This window comes from Pseudomonas sp. Colony2 (genome assembly GCF_019382755.1).
Classification (GTDB): Bacteria; Pseudomonadota; Gammaproteobacteria; order Pseudomonadales; family Pseudomonadaceae; genus Aquipseudomonas.
This window is the reverse complement of the sequence record NZ_CP080030.1, coordinates 2,853,745-2,870,943: the sequence shown is the minus strand read 5'-3', so window position 1 is coordinate 2,870,943 and position 17,199 is coordinate 2,853,745. Positions and strand designations below refer to the sequence as shown.

Genomic DNA, 17,199 nt, shown 5'->3' with positions numbered 1-17,199 from the left:
ATCGACGTTGATGCGAGCTGGTAAACCGTAGCGCCGAAAAACCGCGATCAACTGCTCCTGTACCGTGGCTGTGCGCTCGTTGGCACAGGCTTTGATTGCCAAGTTGAAACGAGAATGGTCGTCCAAAACAGTTAGCGGATGGCATCGGCCTTGTTGCGTTGGGAAATGCCCTTTGAAATCCATCTGCCAAAGATCATTGGGCGCGTCGTGTTCAAACCTCAACCTTGCTGCCTGTAACTCTTTTGGGACCGTTTGAACCAAACCATGGCGATGTAAGACATTGGTGACAGTGCTAGGAGCGATACGCTTATCTAACAGATTGCTGATCGTGCGGCCGCCCCAGGCTGGATGCTCCCGCCTAATTGCCAAGACTTCAGTCTCCAGCGCGGGCTCGGTAAGTTTTGGGCTAGTGGCTGGCCTGCGGGATTTCTCCAGCAGACCTTGCTGGCCTTGTTCTTCGTAGCGACCGAGCCACTTGTACGCGGTTTGGGGACTGATACCGAACCGTCGACACAGTTCTCGTTTATTGCTGCCGGGTTGCCGGGCTAAGGCAACGAACTCTTTTTTCAGGCTCATGGCGTCTCTCGTATTCCAGGGCATGATGGTTTTCCGGCGTAGTTAGCTCGCCGAAAAGTGTCAACCATGTCCCCGTACACCCGTCAACCATGTGTCCGGTCCGTACACGCTTTTGCAAAGTGACTCGCTGTAAGAGCGAAACCATAAGTCGCCGTGACCTAAATAACGGATATGCCCCCAATCAATGCGCAATACACACCGACTTCAGCTCGGTATAAGCCTCAATCACCGCCCGCCCAAACTCCCGCCCCATCCCCGATTGCTTCACCCCGCCAAACGGCATCGCCGGGTCCAGCAACACATGCGCATTCACCCAAACCGTCCCCGCCTCGATCCGCGGCACCAGGTTCATCGCCTTACCCAGATCATTGGTCCAAAGACTGGCCGCCAACCCATACCGATTGTCATTGGCCAACTCAATCACCGCATCCTCATCATCAAACGCCATCACCCCCAACACCGGCCCAAACACCTCCTCCCGGGCCACCGCCATCCCATGATCGATATCCGCCAAAATCGTCGGCCGCACATAAAACCCCTCACCCGCAACCTCATCCCCACCGATCACCACCCGCGCCCCCTCAGCCCGGGCCTGCTCGATATGGCGCAGTACCCCTTGCTGCTGCTTGCGCGACACCAACGGATTAATCGCCGCCTCACCATCCATCCCCGCCCCCAACGGCATCGCCGACACCGCCGCCGCCAACCCCTCGACAAACCGGTCATACACCGAACGATGCACATAAAAGCGCGAAGCCGCCGCACACACCTGCCCGTTGTTCAGCAACCCACCCAGGATCGCCCCCTGGATCGCCTTATCAATATCCGCATCCGCCAACACGATCATCGGATTCTTGCCCCCCAACTCCAGGGCAAACCGCGTCATGTTCTCCATGCACGCCACCCCCACGCTCTTGCCCACCGCAGTCGAACCGGTAAACGACACCTTGCTCACCAACGGATGAGCAGTCAGAACGCCCCCCACCGAGGCCCCGCCGCCGGTCACCACGTTGAACACCCCCGCCGGAATCCCCGCCTCCAGCGCCAGCTCCGCCAGGCGCATCGCCGTCAGCGGCGTTTCCATCGCCGGCTTGATGATCACCGTGCACCCGGTCGCCAGCGCCGGCATCAATTTCCAGGCCGCAATCAGCAGCGGGAAATTCCACGGCACGATGCCCACCACCACGCCCACCGGCTCGCGCTTGGTGAACGCAGTGAACCTGGCCCCCGGCGGCAAAGGGATGGACACGTCAAAGGTCTGCCCTTCGATCTTGGTCGCCCAGCCCGACATGTAGCGCATGAACTCCACCGTGGCGTTCAGATCCAGCCCCCGCGCCAGGTTGATCGACTTGCCCTGGCTCAGGGTTTCCAGCTGCGCCAGCTCCTCGGCATGGGCCTCAACCAATGCGGTGAAGTTCAGCAAAATCCGCTCACGGTCGGCCGGGCGCAATCCCGACCACACGCGGGACTTGAACGCCGCATGGGACGACTGCACCGCCTGCTCCACCACGTGCAGCGGCGCATCGAGGGTTTCGCACAGGGTTTGCCCGGTGGCCGGGTTGATCACCTTGATGTGTTCGCCCTCGGCAAATACCCATTGGCCATCGATAAAGCAGCCATGACGACGGTCCAGGAATGCAGCCACCTGCGGCAGGATTTCAACGTTGCTCATGATTCACCTGTATTCAATGCTGTTCTTTGAGAAAGCAGGCGACCGCTTGGCGATCGTCGGCCGAAGCCAGGCCCATGTAGGGCATGTAGGTGCCGGGCACAAACGCCTGGGGTTGGGTGATGAATTGCGCGATGGTCTCGGCTTGCCACTCGACGTTTTTGTCACGCATCGCCTGGGAGTAGCTGAAGCCCGCCAGGGAGCCGGACTTACGCCCGTAAACGCCCGCCAGGTTTGGCCCCATCATTGTCGCGCCGCCCTTCGCCACCGCATGGCACACGCTGCATTCGTTGGCGAAAACCTGGGCGCCACGGCTCTGGTCAGGGCCGCATTCAGCGGCGAATGCACTGTGGGCCAGGACCAGCGACAGCAGGCCGGCCAGGGAAAATCTGTGTGCAGTGAACATAGAAAAACGACCTTGGAAATCATCGAAGTTGCCGACGATTGTCAGGGCTCAAGGTCGCTCGGGTTTTGCCCTGCGTGCCAGTCGTATTGGCCGGGCTGCCAAACCGTGGATTCTGGCAAGCACAGTCAAGTCTTTGGCAACCAGACAAAAGGCACGTCACTTCGCCAGCATTAGTATCGCGGCAGACCCCAACCCTGTGGTCATGAACAAGAATGGATGCCACACCATGCTCAAGTCCCCCTTGCTTCGTCTCTCGACCCTCGCGCTGATGATCGGCGCCAACCCGGCCGGCGCTTATGAGCTGTACGCCGATGACAGCAGTCATCTGAACGCCACGCTGGAAGCGGTATTCGGTGCCTTCCACAGCCAGCAGAACTACAGTCAATCCGGCCGCCTGGCCAAGGGCTCCTCGTCCTGGCGCGAGGGCTACGTGAAGTACGGCCTGAGCTTCGACAAAAATTTCAGCGGCGCCGGCACCATCTACGGTGCGGCCAACCTGCTGAGTTCCGGCACCTGGGGCGACGGCGATGCCGCAGGTTTCAGCGACGGTTCGGAGCGCACCACCCAATTCGAAGACGCCTACCTCGGCTGGCGCTCGGGCAAGTTGTTTGAGGCCCTGGGCGAGAATGGCGTGGACCTGTCCTTCGGCCGCCAGAACATCGTGGTCGGCGACGGTTTCCTGATTGACGGCGACGCGCTGAACTTCGGCAAGGGCGTGGCCGATGGCGACCTCAATCGCGGCGGCGGCTACTACATCGCCGCCCGCAAGGCCTTCGACGAAACCGCCGTGTTGCGCCTGGGCGGCAAGGACGGCTGGCGCAGCGACCTGATGTGGCTCAAGTCCGATAACCGTGCCCAGGCCAAGACCGAGATGTACGTCGCCACCCTCGAACACGTGGCTGCCGAAGGCACCGTGGGGCTGACGTACATCGACACCACCGACGTCGACAAGCAGTACGCCTCCCCCACGCAGCTGGAACGCGATGGCATGAAGACCTACAGCCTGCGGGCCACGGGCAATGCCGGGGTGACCAACCTGTTCCTGTCCGGCGAATACGCCTGGCAGGACAAGCCCCACACCGGCAACGAAGACGCCTGGTACCTGGAAGCTGGCTGGACCTTCTCCGACGTGACCTGGACGCCGTATGTGAGCTACCGCTACAGCCGCTTCTCGGAAGGCTTCGACCCGCTGTTCTACGGTTTCAGCCGTGGCTACGGCACCTGGTTCCAGGGTGAAGTGGCGGGCAACTACGCCGGGCCGTTCAACAACAACTCACGCATCCAGAACGTCACGTTCAAGGTTTCGCCCCTGCAGAACCTCAACGTCGGCGCGGTGTTGTTCGACTTCAAGACCATCGACCGCAACCTCGGCAACAACGACGGCCACGAGCTGGACCTGTACGCCGAATGGCACGTCAACGACCACCTGACGGTGATGCCGCTGATCGGCCTGTACCAGCCGGACAAGAGCGCCGAGCAAGGCGGCACGCAGCTGGGCAACCACGATAAAAACCTCTACAGCCAAGTGGTGTTCGCCACTAACTTCTAAGCCCGGCCGGGGCGGTGGCGCCGCCATCGCCCCGCCTGGCCAAGGCCTTCGCAATGCACAAGAAATTCCTCACGATCCAGAGCAAGATCGCCCTGCTCGCCGGCCTCTGCCTGTTATTGGTGGTCGGCCTGCTGATGAGCCTGTCGCTGTACCAGACCCACCAGAGCAGCCAGCACGTGGCCCAGGCCAGCAGCGACATGCTCGCTGCCGCCGCCAAGGAACACATGCAGGCCCTGGGGCAAGTTCAGGCCATGCAGGTGCAACGCACCTTCATGCAAACCCATGAATACGGCCAGGGCTTGTCGCGTTATGTGCTGTACCTGCGGCAACTGCAACAACAGGGCAAACTGACCCGCCCAGAGTTGCGCCAGGAGCTGAATACCCAGCTGCGCCAGGCCCTGGTCGACAAGCCCGACCTGCTCGGGATTTACGTCATTTTCGAAGCCAATGCCCTGGACGGTGACGATGCCCACTTCGTCGACCAGGCCGCCGTCGGCAGCAACGAGGCCGGGCGCTTCGCCCAATACTGGGTGCAGGCCACCCCGGGTGAACTGACAGCGGTAGTCGGCGACGAAGCGCTGCTGGCCAATACCTCGCCCGGCCCCAGCGGCGCGCCGTACAACGCCTTCTACACCTGCGCCCGCGACACCGCCAGGGCCTGTGTGCTGGAGCCGTATTTCGACGAGGCTTCCGGCAGCCGCAAGCTGGTGACCAGCATTGCGTTCCCGCTGATGGAGCACGGCAAGGTGATCGCGGTGATTGGCCTGGACATCAACCTGGCGGCCTTGCAACAGGCCAGCCATACCAGCGCCGGGCAACTGTTCGACGGCCACGGGCAAGTCAGCATCGTCAGCCCCAAAGGCGTGATTTCCGCCTACAGCGAGGACGCCAGCCGCCTCGGGCAGCCGATCAGCGAAGTCATGCACGATGGCGCCCAGGTACTGGACGCGTTGCGCCAGGGGCAACCGCAAACCTTTGTCGATCAACAGCAAATCAAGCTACTCGAACCGCTGGCACCGATTGCCGGTGCCGCACACTGGGGCGTTCTGGTGGGCGTGCCGCAGTCGGTGCTGCTGGCGCCGGTCACCGCGCTGCAACAGCAACTCGATGCCCAAGGGGTGAAAAGCACCGCCCTGGAACTGCTGCTGGGTGGCGGCTCAGCCCTGCTCGGCCTGCTGTTGATCTGGTACGCCGCGCTGCGCATCATCCGGCCGCTGCAAACCCTGACCCGGGTGATGGAGGACATTTCCCGGGGCGAAGGCGACCTGACGCGGCGGCTGGAGGTGCAATCCCGGGACGAGATCGGCCAGTTGGCCAGCGCCTTCAACCGTTTTGTCGAACGTATCCACCAGTCGATCCGCGAAGTGTCTTCAGCGGGGCTCGGGGTCAACCAGGTGGTCAAGCGGGTGTTGCTGGCCTCGAATTCCTCGCTGAACAACTTCGATGAACAGGCGACCCGCACCAACAGTGTCGCGGCGGCGATCAACGAACTGGGCGCCGCCGCCCAGGAAATCGCCCGTAATGCCTCCGATGCTTCGCAGCAAGCCTCCGGCGCCCGGCAACAGGCTGAGGACGGGCGCCAGGTGGTGGAGCGCACGATTGCCGTGATGAATGAACTGTCGGGCAAGATCAGCGCCTCGTGCGTGCACATCGATGCGCTGAATCACAAGACGGTGAACATCGGGCAAATCCTGGAGGTGATCAAGGGCATCTCCCAGCAGACCAATCTGCTGGCACTGAACGCCGCCATTGAAGCGGCCCGGGCCGGTGAGGCCGGGCGCGGGTTTGCGGTGGTGGCCGATGAGGTGCGCAGCCTGGCCTATCGCACCCAGGAGTCGGCGCTGGAGATTCAGCAGATGATCGAAGAGTTGCAGGTGGGCGCACGGGAATCCGTCAGCACCATGACCGAGAGCCAGCAGCACAGCGAGGAAAGCGTGAGCATCGCCAACCTGGCGGGTACGCGGCTGGCCAGTGTGACGCAGAGGATTGGCGAGATTGATAACGTCAACCAGTCGGTGGCGGCGGCGACCGAGGAACAGACGTCGGTGGTGGAAGCGCTGAATGTGGACATTACCGAGATCAATATGCTGAACCAGGCCGGGGTGGAAAACCTGCAGTCGACGCTGCAGGCCTGTACCGAGCTTGAGCGTGAAGCGGAACGCTTGAATCAGCTGGTGGGCAGCTTTCGCATCTGACCAACAACTGCCCCGCAGGCCCCATGTGGGAGCGGGCTTGCTCGCGAAGACAGAGTGTCAGCCACTGAATAGGTTTCTGATACACCGCCTTCGCGAGCAAGCCCGCTCCCACATTTGATCTCCTGAACCTTCAGCAATGGGCGCCAGCATGCTCAATCCGGTGAAACAGCCGGTTGAAGTACACCAGGCTGTCGCCCTGCCCCCGCACCCCAACCCGCGACAACTCCACGAACATCACCGAATGCGACCCTACCTCCTTGCACTCACTGATACGCCCTTCCAGCTGCACCAGCGCATCCCGCAGCACCGGCACCCCCGCCTCGCCTCCGTCCCACAGGTCCCAGGCAAACCGCTCCGCCATGGGCACCTGGGTCATCCCGGCAAAGTGCCGCGCCAGCTCTTCCTGCTCCCCGCACAGCACGTTCACGCACAGCTGCCCATTGGTACGGAACACATCATGGGTTGCACTCCCGCGGTTCACGCACACCAACACCGTGGGGGGCGAATCCGTCACCGAGCACACCGCACTCGCCGTGATCCCGCAACGCCCGCCCGGGCCGTTGGTGGTGATGATGTTCACCGCGGCCGGCAGTTGCGCCATGGCGTTGCGAAAGTCGATTTGCTGCTGGCTCAGGTCGGCCATGTCGGTGCCCCTTTACGGTCCGTGGGTGATGCCACAAGACTAAGACGCCCCGTGCGGCGCGACCATTCAGACGATCCCCATGCCGACTAGGTGGTTTCTTTATCGTCAGGGCCGTTCACACTGGGTATTCTGCTGGCAAGGCTCCACAGATGAGCCAATGTCCGCCGCAGCGTGCCCGCGTGCGAAAACAATAATTAGAAATTCTCGTGGCAGTCCCTGATGGAAATTCGCACACCGATTGTTTACATCGTTGATGACGACAAAGACCTGCGTACCTCGCTGGCCTGGCTGCTGGAGTCGGTCAGCGTAAAGGCCCAATGTTTCGCCGGGGCCGAAGAGTTCCTTGCGCACTACGACCCGCGCCAGCCCGCCTGCCTGGTGCTGGACGTGCGCATGCCGCAGACCAGCGGCTTCCAGTTGCAGGAGATCCTCAACCGGCGCGGCAGCACCTTGCCGACCATCTTCGTGTCGGCCCACGGCGACATACCGATGTCGGTCACCGCAATGAAAAACGGCGCGCTGGATTTCGTCGAGAAGCCCTACAACCCGCAACAGATGATCGACCGCATCCAGGCCGCGCTGAAGACCGCTGTACAGGCCCAGGCCGACCAGGAACAGCGCGAGCACCTGCAAGGCAAGCTGGCGCTGCTGACGAGCCGGGAGCGAGAAGTGTTGATGCTGGTGGTGGACGGCAAGGCGAGCAAGGTGATTGCCCGCGAGCTGAACATCAGCGTGAAGACCGTTGACGTGCACCGCACCAAGATCAAGGAAAAGATGGGCGTGACCAGCATCGCCATGCTGGTCCGCGAGGTGCTGTATCCCTAGGGCGCGATGATTGAATGTGGGAGCTGTCGAGCYTYRGCGRGGCTGCGAWGGGATCGCKGCGGTKTACCTGTCAGACCGAGTGGCCTGCATCGCRGGCAAGCCCGGCTCCCACAGGAAAATGCATTCCAGGTTCGGGAGCGGCACGCATCAATGATGGCTATAGCGCTTGCGGTACTCGCCCGGTGACACGCCAAAGCGCGACTTGAACGCCGATGAGAAGTAGCTGGAGTCGGAGAAGCCCCAAGCATAACAGAGTGCCGACAGCTTCTGCTCCGCCGGCGAATGGCGCAGGGTTTCGGCGCAGAAATCCAGGCGTCGGTGCTTGATGTATTGCGCCACCACCAGCCCGCGCTTGGAAAACATCCGGTACAGCCCGCGCACCGATACCCCGACTTCCCGGGCGATCAGCTCGGGGCAGAGTTCTTCGGCGCCGATGTGCGCATCGATGTAGGCGATGGTCTTGCGAAACTGCCGTTCCTGGGTGTCCACACCGTTGTCCCGGGCGCTGATCCCCGGCAGCAGCAGGCTGACCAATGCATCCAGCACGGCTTCGCTTTCCTGCATGCCCAGGTCGTTTTGCTGGCGGGTGTCGAGCACCATCTGGCTGGCCATCAGCGCCAACGGCGTGCGCGCCGAGATCCGCGTCGCGCAGTTGACCGCCGTGAAGTGCGAACCGCGCTCCACCACCTGGCGCGGCAGGATCAGCGACAATTGCCGGGAGTTGTCGTGGTAGGTCATGTCACTGGGGCGGCAGGCGTCGATCAGGGCGATGTCACCGCAGCCCAGTTGCGCACGGTTGTCGCCCTGTTCCAGCTGTGCGCTGCCCTGCAACTGGAACACCGCGTAGTAGTGCCCTTCATTGCCCGTACTGACTTCCTTGCTGCTGCGATACAGATGCACCTGGGCCATATCGACCACGCTGAGCTTGATCGCGCCGCTGCGAAACTCGCTCAACTCCCCATAAAACCCCGCGCCCAGGGCCCTGGCATCGAAGCGTCCACAGGCCTGGTTAACCTGCTGTAACCAACGCTCGAACGATTCGTTACGTTGCACCGTTGAACTCATCATGACCGCAAGGCCTCACGTTTTTTATTTTTTTGGTCCCAGCAATCTTACGGGTAGCGCCGATCAAATATCCAATACCAGACGAGCGGAAACCGCCCGGGAAACACACGCACAAATCTGCCGGTTGGCGGCCTTCTCCTTGGTCGACAGGCAATTGTCACGGTGCTCGGGCACGCCTTCCAGCACCTCGACAATGCAGGTGCCGCAGATGCCTTCGCGGCACTCGGTGTCGATGTCGCAACCGTGGGCCTGCAATACGTCCACCAGGCTGGTATTCGCCGGTACTTGCAGCACCACGCCGGAGCTGGCCAGCTCCACTTCGAAACCACCGCTGGGCCCGACATTCGCCGCTGGGTCGGCCTGGAAGTGCTCCAGGTGGATCGCTTCCTCGGGACGGCTGCGGGCCGCCACTTCCACCACCTTGTGCATGAACGGTGCGGGGCCGCAGGTGTAGACGTGGGCAGCCGCGCCCGCCTGCTCCAGGCAGGCGCTCAAGGCCGCATCCAGCGCGCCCGGCTCGACGCCATAGTGAAACTGCACATGCTCGCCGAATGTATCGGCCAACAGCTGGGTAAACGCCGCGTACTGCGCCGAACGTGCAAAATAGTTCAGGCGCCACGGCTGGCCGCTGTCGGCCAGTCGATAGGCCATGCTCAACAGCGGCGTCACCCCGATACCGGCGGCAAACAGCGCATGGGCCGGCGCCTCCGGGTCGAGGCGGAACAGGTTGCGCGGCGCGCCCATCTCCAGCTCCATGCCCTCCTGCACCTGCTCATGCAGGGCCAGGGAGCCGCCACGGGATTGCGCCTCTTTCTTCACCGCCACCAGGTACGCGCGGCCATCGTGGGGCGGGCTGCACAGCGAATACTGGCGAGTGACGCCGGTTGGCCCGGTGAGGTCCACATGGGCCCCGGGTTCATAACTGTCGAGGGGCTGGCCGTCACTGCGCACGAGGCGAAAGGAACGGATATCCAGCGCTTCATCGACGATACGTTCGATCTTCACCTTCATCATTGCAGCACCTGAATCCTGTTGTTTCGGTTGAACGCTAACCTGTGGCGAGGGAGCTTGCTCCCGCTGGACTGCGCAGCAGGCCCACTCTCTTCGGGGGTGACTAGCGCATGAACAGCCCGCCGTTGATGTCCCAGCACGCGCCCGTGATCGAGGCGGCGTGGTCGGCGATCAACAGCAGCACGGTGTCGGCGATGGTGTGCGGGTCGCCGAGGGTGCCCGTCGGGATAATCTTGAGGATCTGCTCCAGGCGCTCCGGCGCCACGGTTTCGCGCACCACCGGCAAATCAAGCGGGCCTGGCGAAATGCTGTTGACCGTCACGCCCCGGGGCGCCAGTTCACGGGCGAAGACCTTGGTCAGCGTAGCCACGCCGCCCTTGGCCGCGGCGTAATGCGCGCCAGTGGCAGTGCCGCCGTTTTGCCCGGCGAGGGAGGCGATATTGACGATGCGCCCGAACCCTCGTTCGGCGAAATGCGCACCAAACACCTGGCAGGCCACGAACGTGCCCCGCAGGTTGATCGCCATCGATTCGTCGAATTCCTCGGGTGTGATGTCCATCAGCGCCGCAACTTTCGACACCCCGGCGTTGTTCACCAGGATATCGGTGCCGCCCCAGCGCTCGCTGAGCAGGTCCCGGGCGCGAATAAAATCGGCCTTGTTGCGCACATCCAGCTCGATGGCGACGGCGGTTTCGCCGCGGTTGTCGAGTTCAGAGGCCAGGCGCTGCACGCCGTCCAGGTGCACATCCGCCAGGCCCACGCGGTAGCCTGCGGCGTGCAGGCGCCGGGCGATGCATTCGCCGAGGCCACGGGAGGCGCCGGTTACAAGCGCGATTCGGTTCATCAGGATGTCCTCATCTCAACTGTGGGAGCGGGCTTGCTCGCGAATGCGGTGTGTCAGTCAATGCATGTGGCGACTGATCCACCGCATTCGCGAGCAAGCCCGCTCCCACATTGGTTTTGTGTCGTTGTTTGAATCGTGCTTACAACAGAAAGCCGAGTGCACTCAGGCTGTCGGTGGAATTGATCAGCCGCACCACCTTGCGCTCCAGGGTCGCGCCCCCGGCGCTGAACCGAATGCGGTAATTCAGGTCGGCCACGAACGGCGTGTGCACCCCGCGCTTGTAGGCATAGAGCATCTGCGCACAGTTAACCTCCACCACCTCGCCCGCCGCTTCCACCAGGGTGAATCGCGAGACACTGCGCACGGTTTTCGCCGCATCCACCGCTGACGGTGAATACCCCGCCGTCAGCCGTTCGATGCGCAGGTCACGCATGCGCGCATCGTCATAGGCGTAGTTGAGGTTGGCTTCAAAGTCGTCAGTGTCCGGGTCGATCGGCACGACGTAGCGCCCGCTCTCGCTCCACAACGCGGCCCATTGCACGTAGTCCTTGTGGTCCAGCAGTTCGGCTTCACGCCAGATGAATTCGATGGCCTGGGCCAGCGGTGCGGTAAAACCAGTCAGGGTGTTCATTGGCTCATCATCCTTTTCCACATGTCATAGGCCCCGCGCATACCGCCTTCATCAGTGGCGTGGGATACCTTGTCGCCGTTGTCGGCCAGCACTTCGCGGTTCAGGCCACGGTTGACCAGGATCGGCGCATCCACGCCGGCATACGAGCCGCGTTGCACCCGGTCCCAGGCCTCGGCGTCGTCGGGGCTGCCAAAGCCGAACGGGCCCTGGAAGTGTTCGTGGATGCGCAGGCGCTCGCGGTTGGCAACCTGTGGGCCGCCCTCCATGCCCAGGGCGACGTGGCGGATTTCGGTCTCGGTGACCGACACCGGGCGCAGCACCCGGAAGAACGACATCGACATGGCGACATTGGGAAACAGGTTGAGGTTGAACCCGGCGCCGTGCAGCGAGCGCACGATGCGTCGCACCTGGGCCGGCTCCATGGTTTTCGACAGTTCTTCGGTGACGTGGGCGAAACGCTCCTGCAACTGCTCGGTACCGTCGTCGTGGTCCAGGTCGACATGCTCGGGCACCATCACCATCACACTGTGGCCATTGCCCAGGGAATGGGTGACGGCCTGCTCGTCGGTCATGAACGAGAGCATTTCCGAGGTCTCGGCGTCCACCGACGACATGAACGACTTGTGCACGATCGGGAAGTGGTAGCCGTCGGTGGTGTTTTCCAGCTGGATCTTCCAGTTGCCCTTGAAGCTGAACTTGTGTTCGCCCTGGGTCTTGATCGGGTAGCCGGCGCCCTGCTTCATGAACAGGTCCATCCAGTGTTTGGCGCCGCCGAGGAAGTCGGCCAACGGTTCGATATCGTCGTTGTAGCTGGCGAATACCATCCCGGCGTAGCTGTCCACCCGCAGGCTGGTCAGGGGTAACTCGGACTTTTCCAGGATGCCTTCGTAGCCGTCCGGGTAAGGCAGCGCCCGCAGCTTGCCGTCCAAACCATAGGACCAGCTGTGATACGGGCAGGTGAAGCCGGTGGCGTTGCCCTTGTGCTTCTCGCAAACCGTGGCGCCACGGTGGCGGCAGCGGTTTTCCAGCACGTTGATCGCGCCTTTCTTGTCGCGCACCACAATCACCGGGCGCCGGCCGATGGTCGCGGTCTTGAAGTCGCCGCTGTTGCTCACTTCGCTTTCATGGGCGACCCAGACCCAGGTGCGGTAGAAGATCTTTTCCAGTTCGGCCTCGAACAGCGCCGGGTCGTTGTACAGCGAGACGTCGACGCGATCGTGCTTGACCAACTCGTCGAGGCTTTTCGATTTGGCAATCAGCCGGTATTCATGGGTACTCATGGAGCCCTCCTCAAGGCGTTGTTCTTATTGGCGAGCCGTGATGCTCTGTTGCAGTTGTGCGCCGAGGGCACACACCCATTCGTCCTGGCCCTTGCGGCCGACAATCTGCAGCCCGACCTTCAGCCCGCTGGCGGCCAGGGTCACCGGCACCGTCAACGCCGGGTGGCCGCTGAGGTTGAATGGCCGCACCAATGGCGTCATGCGGGCCACGGCCTGGCTGCCGTTGCGGGCTTCGGCCAGGGTCGGCGGCAGGTCTGGCATCGTCGGCAGCAGCAACACGGAGAATTCTTCGAGCGCGGCGTCCACCTGATGACTGAAGCGGGTGCGCACGACTTCGGCTTCGGCCAAATCAGCAGCGCTGGTGCGGCTGGCAGCCAACAAGCGTTGTTCGACATCCGCACCGATCAGGCCCTTGCCGGTGAGGTGACCGAAGGCTGCCCAGTTTTCCACGTTAATCACCGTAAGGCCGGCGCCGAACGCCGTGTCAAAGTCGTCCAGATGCAGACGCTGCTGACGCCAGCCGGCCGCGTCGACGGCAGCCATCAGGCTCGCCTTCAGCCATGGCTCACAGGCCACATCCAGAAAGCCCACCGGCACGCTGCCGGACGGCGCCGCCTGTGGCTGGAAACCCGGGCAAATCACCTGCATCGCGGCAATCAGGTCCTGCATGTTCGCGGCGAACGGCCCGACGCAATCGAGGCTGGATACCGCCGGTTGCGCGCCAATGCGGCTGACTCGGCCATAGGTCGGTTTCAACCCGGCAATCCCGCAGCACGCCGCCGGCACCCGCACCGAGCCGCCGGTGTCGGTACCAATGGCGATATCCGCCAGGCCCGCCGCAACCGCCGCGGCCGAACCGCTGGAGGAGCCGCCCGGCACCCGATCCGGCGCCTGGGGATTGACGGGCGTACCGCTCCAGTCGTTGATGCCGGTGACGCCAAATGCCAGTTCATGCAGGCTGGTCTTGCCGACGATCTGCCAGCCGGCATCCAGGACCGCCTGCACCACGTGCGCATGCCGCGTCGCCGGCGGAGCATCGGCAAAGGCACGACTGCCCGAGCGGGTCGGATACCCGGCGATGTCGATGGAATCCTTGATGGCCACGCGTCGGCCGCTGCCACCGAGTAAAAATTCGCTGACGAAGGTACTCATGGGTTCACCCCCAACATGCTATTGAACAGGCGCTGCGTACGGAAATGCGCGATCAGCCAGGTGCCGTCGACACGGCGAAAATCGATGGCCAGCCGCGTGCCGAACAACTCGCTGCGCTGGTCGGCGTAGGTGGAAATCTGTTGCATGATCCACTGCCCTGCAGCCGCGCTGCCGTCTACCTGGATCGACTCACTGGTGAGGTAATGCAGGTTCAGCGCAAAGTGTTCCGACGGTGGCAGGTAGCTGCCGACAAACGCCGCCACCGCGTCGCGCCCCCGATGCTGGCCGAAGGTCTGCGCGGTACTTGTGCCAATGCCTTCCCACACCGCATCCACGGTGAACAGCTCGGCCAACTCGCGAACGTTGGTCGCCGCCCGGGGCACGTCGCACAGGTCCATGTAGCGCGCCATCAAGCGCCTTACCTGGCTCTCCCCTTCAAGGGTTTCAACACGCTGCAACAGGTCCATGGCTCACACCCTGGCCGCTTCGGGAATGGTCAGCGGGCGGCCGATCCGCGCTTCAACCTTGGCGTAGCGCCACAGGCTGTATTCACCCACCGGCGTGGTACGGAACAGGTTGCAGGCGTCGATCACCGACTGGTGGCAGTCGACGTCGGCCATGATGTAGACGGTCCACGGCGAGGTGGTCGACGGGCCGACCATCAAGCGGTCGTCATCCATCGCCCCCAGCACGTTGATGCCCGGCATGGCGCCGAGGTCGCCCATCATCTGGCTGAAGCCTTTCCACACGCTCAGGCCTTCGCCGGTAGGCAGGTCGAAAAAGTTCTGGGTGATGCCGATGCAGAAGACGACGCGCAGCGGTTCTTGAGTGGCTTGGGACATGGGTTGATCCTTGAAAGTCAGATGTAGCCAGGAAATGGAGGAACGCCGAGGAACACCGAGCCCGCGCCGTCGTATAGGCCTTCGCTGAGGAAGGCGTGCTGGGTCACCACCATGGCGTCGCGCAGGTAGCGCTGCAGCGGGTGGCGCAGGTAGATCGCGGTGGTGCCCGCCAGGCTGTAGGCGCTCTGCACCACGGCGGCGCCGGCCTGGGACACGTGAATGGCGGTCAGGCGCAACAGGCTGGTTTGCTCGGCCGTGACCGGGTTGCCGGCGAGGATCGAGTTCCACACTTGTTCGGTGGCGCCGTAGAAAAAGCCCCGAGCGGCACTCAGCCGGGCTTCGGCCTTGGCGATTTCGATGCGCACGTAGGCGCGGTCCGCCAGTTTCGGTGCGCCGGTGATGCCGCTGCCGCTGGCCATGGCGCTGATTTCATCGAGGGCCGCGCGGGCCAGGCCGAGGTTGACCACCGCCAGCACCTGGGCGGCGTAGGCAATCGAGGGATAACGAAACAGCGGCTCGTCGATGGTGGCGGCGCCGCCACGGATGAAGGTCCAGCGCTCGTCGATGTATTGGTCGGTAACTCGCAGGTCATGGCTGCCGGTGCCCTTGAGGCCGACCACGTCCCAGTTTTCGATGATTTCAACCTGGCCGGGCTTGAACACGGCAGTGCGTGGCTTGCCGCCCGCCGCACCGATGCCCACGCCCAGCAGGTCGGCGCCTTTGCAGCCGCTGGCAAACTTCCAGGTGCCGTTGACCTGCCAGCCGCCCTCGACGGTTTCCGCCGGCTGCAACGGGAACAGGCCACCGGCAAACACCAGATCGGGGCTGTCGGCATACAGTTCGGCGAGGGTTTCCTGGGGCAAGGCCGCAAGATAGACGCCGGCGCTGCCGAAGCTGGCGACCCAGCCGGCGGAGCCATCGGCTTCGGATATGCGCTCGATCATCTGCAAGAACGTTGCGGGGGCCAGGGCATCGCCGCCGAAACAACGGGGCGTGGCCGCCCGGTAGATGCCCACCTGCTTGAAGCGTTCGATCATGTCCCGTGGCACGTGGGAGCCGGCGTCGAACTCGTCGCGGCGCTGGCGCACTTCATCGAGCACCTGCTGGAACAGCGCGGGCTGCACGTCGGGTAAAGCGTCTGGTTGCACGAGGGCCGAACGCAGCATGGGCTTTCTCCGTTGTAGTTGTTATGGACGCCGTGTCGGGCGTTGATAGGTCCAGTGTAAAAAGCCCGACCACCGTCAACTATTGGGGCGTGCAGCCCACCGGCTAAAGAAATCCCCTAGTGCGCCCCCGATTACTTCTGAGCGTGCCCCCCGATGCAAACCGGTATAACTTGCCACCGTAGTCGTCCCCTCCACCGCCAAGGGCTACGCGATGTACCTACCCAATAACAATGATTTCCACACCCTGATCGAAGCCATGCCGATCTGCACCATCCTTCACGATGCGCAGAGCAAGGACATCCTCTGGGCCAACACCGCGGCGCTGTCGGCGCTGGGGTTTACCCTGGAAGAACTGATCCCGCTCAAGGCCCCGGACATGACCCGGGACGCACCGAAGTACAAGCGCTCCATCGGCTTGCGTTGGCTTGAGCGCGCGGCCCGCAGTGGCCAGCGCACCATCGAGTGGTGTTATCGCTCCAAGGCCGGGGTGGAGATTCTTTCGGAAGCGGTCGCGACGCTGGTGCACCTGGACGGGCGCGACGTGCTGATGGTGCAGTTCCGTGATATTTCCCGGGAAGACAAGGTGAAGCGGGACCTGATCCGCGCCGAGGAAGCCCGGCGTGTCAGTGAACAGCAGCTTGAATACCTGGCCCGATACAACGCCATGGGCGAGATGGCGGTGGCGATTGCTCATGAGTTGAGCCAGCCACTGGCGGCCACGCGCAATTTTATCGAGGGGGTTTTGATTCGTCTGGGCGATACCCACAGTGCCGACCAGGGGGTGAACTGGGGGCTGCAAAGTGCCGTGCGGCAGGTCGAGCATGCGTCAACGATCATCAAGAGTGTGCGTGATTATGTGGTGAAGCTGGAGCAGAGCGCGGAGTGGGTGGACCTCAATGAGTTGCTGCAGGAAACCCGATATTTCATCAGCCTGCGGGCCGAGCCGAGTCAGGTGCGGCTGGAGATCGTCCCGAGCGCGCAACCGCTGATGGTGCAGTGCGAGAGGGTGCTGATTGGGCAGGTGATTCTGAACCTGGCGTTCAATGCCATTGAAGAGATGAGTGAGCTGCCCGTGGAGCGTCGGGTGCTGCGGTTGCATGCCTGCCGGGATGGAAACGTGGCGCGGTTGAGTGTCGAGGATTGTGGGCGCGGGATTCAGGCCGTGGCGCGGGAGAAAATCTTTGACGGGTTCTTTTCGTCGAAGGTGGGTGGTAACGGGATTGGGCTGGCGTTGTGCAAGAACATCATTGGTCGGCATCAGGGGGATATCTGGGCGCAGAATCTGGAGCCGTGTGGGGCGGTGTTCAGTTTTTCGTTGCCTTTGATGGGGTCGTGAGATGGGGGG

At 62.9% G+C, this 17,199-nt stretch carries 16 protein-coding genes and 2 pseudogenes (1 of these 18 only partly in view); 5 read left to right on the top strand and 13 right to left on the bottom strand.

Annotated elements, in window-relative coordinates; translation table 11 throughout:
• The 3 genes and pseudogenes from JV201_RS11530 to JV201_RS11520 all read right to left on the bottom strand — a co-directional run.
• A pseudogene (locus JV201_RS11530) lies at positions 1 to 600 on the bottom strand (IS481 family transposase); it reaches 527 nt to the left of the window's first position.
• A 157-nt stretch (positions 601 to 757) separates the two neighbouring features.
• Positions 758 to 2,248 carry an aldehyde dehydrogenase family protein gene (locus tag JV201_RS11525; RefSeq protein ID WP_008431084.1) on the bottom strand — a complete coding sequence of 497 codons (1,491 nt, stop codon included), beginning with the start codon at positions 2,246 to 2,248 and terminating at the stop codon, positions 758 to 760.
• 13 nt (positions 2,249 to 2,261) lie between these two features.
• Positions 2,262 to 2,651, bottom strand: coding sequence for a cytochrome c family protein (locus tag JV201_RS11520; RefSeq protein ID WP_008431083.1), 390 nt, complete (start codon positions 2,649 to 2,651; stop codon positions 2,262 to 2,264).
• Positions 2,652 to 2,877: 226 nt separating this feature from the next.
• Here JV201_RS11520 and JV201_RS11515 point away from each other — a divergent pair, with 226 nt between their 5' ends.
• From JV201_RS11515 to JV201_RS30170, 3 genes and pseudogenes are all read left to right on the top strand, one after another.
• Positions 2,878 to 4,200 (top strand): alginate export family protein, encoded by a 1,323-nt coding sequence (locus JV201_RS11515; protein ID WP_219406929.1) that lies wholly within the window; start codon positions 2,878 to 2,880, stop codon positions 4,198 to 4,200.
• Positions 4,201 to 4,253: 53 nt separating this feature from the next.
• Positions 4,254 to 5,540: pseudogene (locus JV201_RS30175) on the top strand (HAMP domain-containing protein); the annotation flags it as partial.
• Positions 5,541 to 5,564: 24 nt separating this feature from the next.
• Positions 5,565 to 6,395: a methyl-accepting chemotaxis protein gene (locus JV201_RS30170; RefSeq protein ID WP_371132386.1), complete on the top strand. Its 831-nt coding sequence runs from the start codon at positions 5,565 to 5,567 to the stop codon at positions 6,393 to 6,395.
• 130 nt (positions 6,396 to 6,525) lie between these two features.
• Here the strand turns inward: JV201_RS30170 and hpaC are convergent, their stop codons facing one another.
• Positions 6,526 to 7,038 carry a 4-hydroxyphenylacetate 3-monooxygenase, reductase component gene (gene hpaC / locus JV201_RS11505; RefSeq protein WP_003212611.1) on the bottom strand — a complete coding sequence of 171 codons (513 nt, stop codon included), beginning with the start codon at positions 7,036 to 7,038 and terminating at the stop codon, positions 6,526 to 6,528.
• Between the two features lie 219 nt (positions 7,039 to 7,257).
• On the opposite strand from hpaC, the gene JV201_RS11500 reads away from it, so the two are divergent.
• A complete protein-coding gene (locus JV201_RS11500) occupies positions 7,258 to 7,863 on the top strand; it encodes a response regulator transcription factor (RefSeq protein WP_003212609.1) in 606 nt (201 codons plus the stop codon).
• 147 nt (positions 7,864 to 8,010) lie between these two features.
• On the opposite strand, the gene feaR is transcribed toward JV201_RS11500, so the two are convergent.
• From feaR to JV201_RS11455, 9 genes are all read right to left on the bottom strand, one after another.
• Positions 8,011 to 8,931 (bottom strand): transcriptional regulator FeaR, encoded by a 921-nt coding sequence (feaR, locus tag JV201_RS11495; RefSeq protein WP_023658728.1) that lies wholly within the window; start codon positions 8,929 to 8,931, stop codon positions 8,011 to 8,013.
• A 60-nt stretch (positions 8,932 to 8,991) separates the two neighbouring features.
• A complete protein-coding gene (locus tag JV201_RS11490) occupies positions 8,992 to 9,942 on the bottom strand; it encodes a PDR/VanB family oxidoreductase (protein ID WP_219406927.1) in 951 nt (316 codons plus the stop codon).
• Between the two features lie 100 nt (positions 9,943 to 10,042).
• Positions 10,043 to 10,783 (bottom strand): SDR family NAD(P)-dependent oxidoreductase, encoded by a 741-nt coding sequence (locus tag JV201_RS11485; protein ID WP_003208858.1) that lies wholly within the window; start codon positions 10,781 to 10,783, stop codon positions 10,043 to 10,045.
• A 139-nt stretch (positions 10,784 to 10,922) separates the two neighbouring features.
• Positions 10,923 to 11,414 carry an aromatic-ring-hydroxylating dioxygenase subunit beta gene (locus JV201_RS11480; protein WP_219406926.1) on the bottom strand — a complete coding sequence of 164 codons (492 nt, stop codon included), beginning with the start codon at positions 11,412 to 11,414 and terminating at the stop codon, positions 10,923 to 10,925.
• The gene (locus JV201_RS11475) at positions 11,411 to 12,694 is read right to left on the bottom strand and encodes a Rieske 2Fe-2S domain-containing protein (protein WP_102606080.1); all 1,284 of its coding nucleotides are present in this window, start codon (positions 12,692 to 12,694) and stop codon (positions 11,411 to 11,413) included. Before JV201_RS11475 ends, JV201_RS11480 begins: the two co-directional genes overlap by 4 nt.
• Positions 12,695 to 12,718: 24 nt before the next feature.
• Positions 12,719 to 13,846, bottom strand: a complete 1,128-nt coding sequence (locus JV201_RS11470) for an amidase (RefSeq protein WP_219406925.1) — start codon at positions 13,844 to 13,846, stop codon at positions 12,719 to 12,721.
• The gene (locus JV201_RS11465; RefSeq protein WP_003208864.1) at positions 13,843 to 14,313 is read right to left on the bottom strand and encodes a nuclear transport factor 2 family protein; all 471 of its coding nucleotides are present in this window, start codon (positions 14,311 to 14,313) and stop codon (positions 13,843 to 13,845) included. The genes JV201_RS11470 and JV201_RS11465 overlap by 4 nt, the downstream gene beginning before the upstream one ends.
• Before the next feature lie 3 nt (positions 14,314 to 14,316).
• Positions 14,317 to 14,688 carry a hypothetical protein gene (locus tag JV201_RS11460; RefSeq protein ID WP_003208867.1) on the bottom strand — a complete coding sequence of 124 codons (372 nt, stop codon included), beginning with the start codon at positions 14,686 to 14,688 and terminating at the stop codon, positions 14,317 to 14,319.
• Positions 14,689 to 14,705: 17 nt separating this feature from the next.
• The gene (locus JV201_RS11455; RefSeq protein ID WP_102368716.1) at positions 14,706 to 15,854 is read right to left on the bottom strand and encodes an acyl-CoA dehydrogenase family protein; all 1,149 of its coding nucleotides are present in this window, start codon (positions 15,852 to 15,854) and stop codon (positions 14,706 to 14,708) included.
• Positions 15,855 to 16,065: 211 nt separating this feature from the next.
• Between JV201_RS11455 and JV201_RS11450 the strand changes: the two genes are divergently transcribed.
• Positions 16,066 to 17,190, top strand: a complete 1,125-nt coding sequence (locus tag JV201_RS11450; RefSeq protein ID WP_177009345.1) for a sensor histidine kinase — start codon at positions 16,066 to 16,068, stop codon at positions 17,188 to 17,190.
• Positions 17,191 to 17,199: the final 9 nt, after the last annotated feature.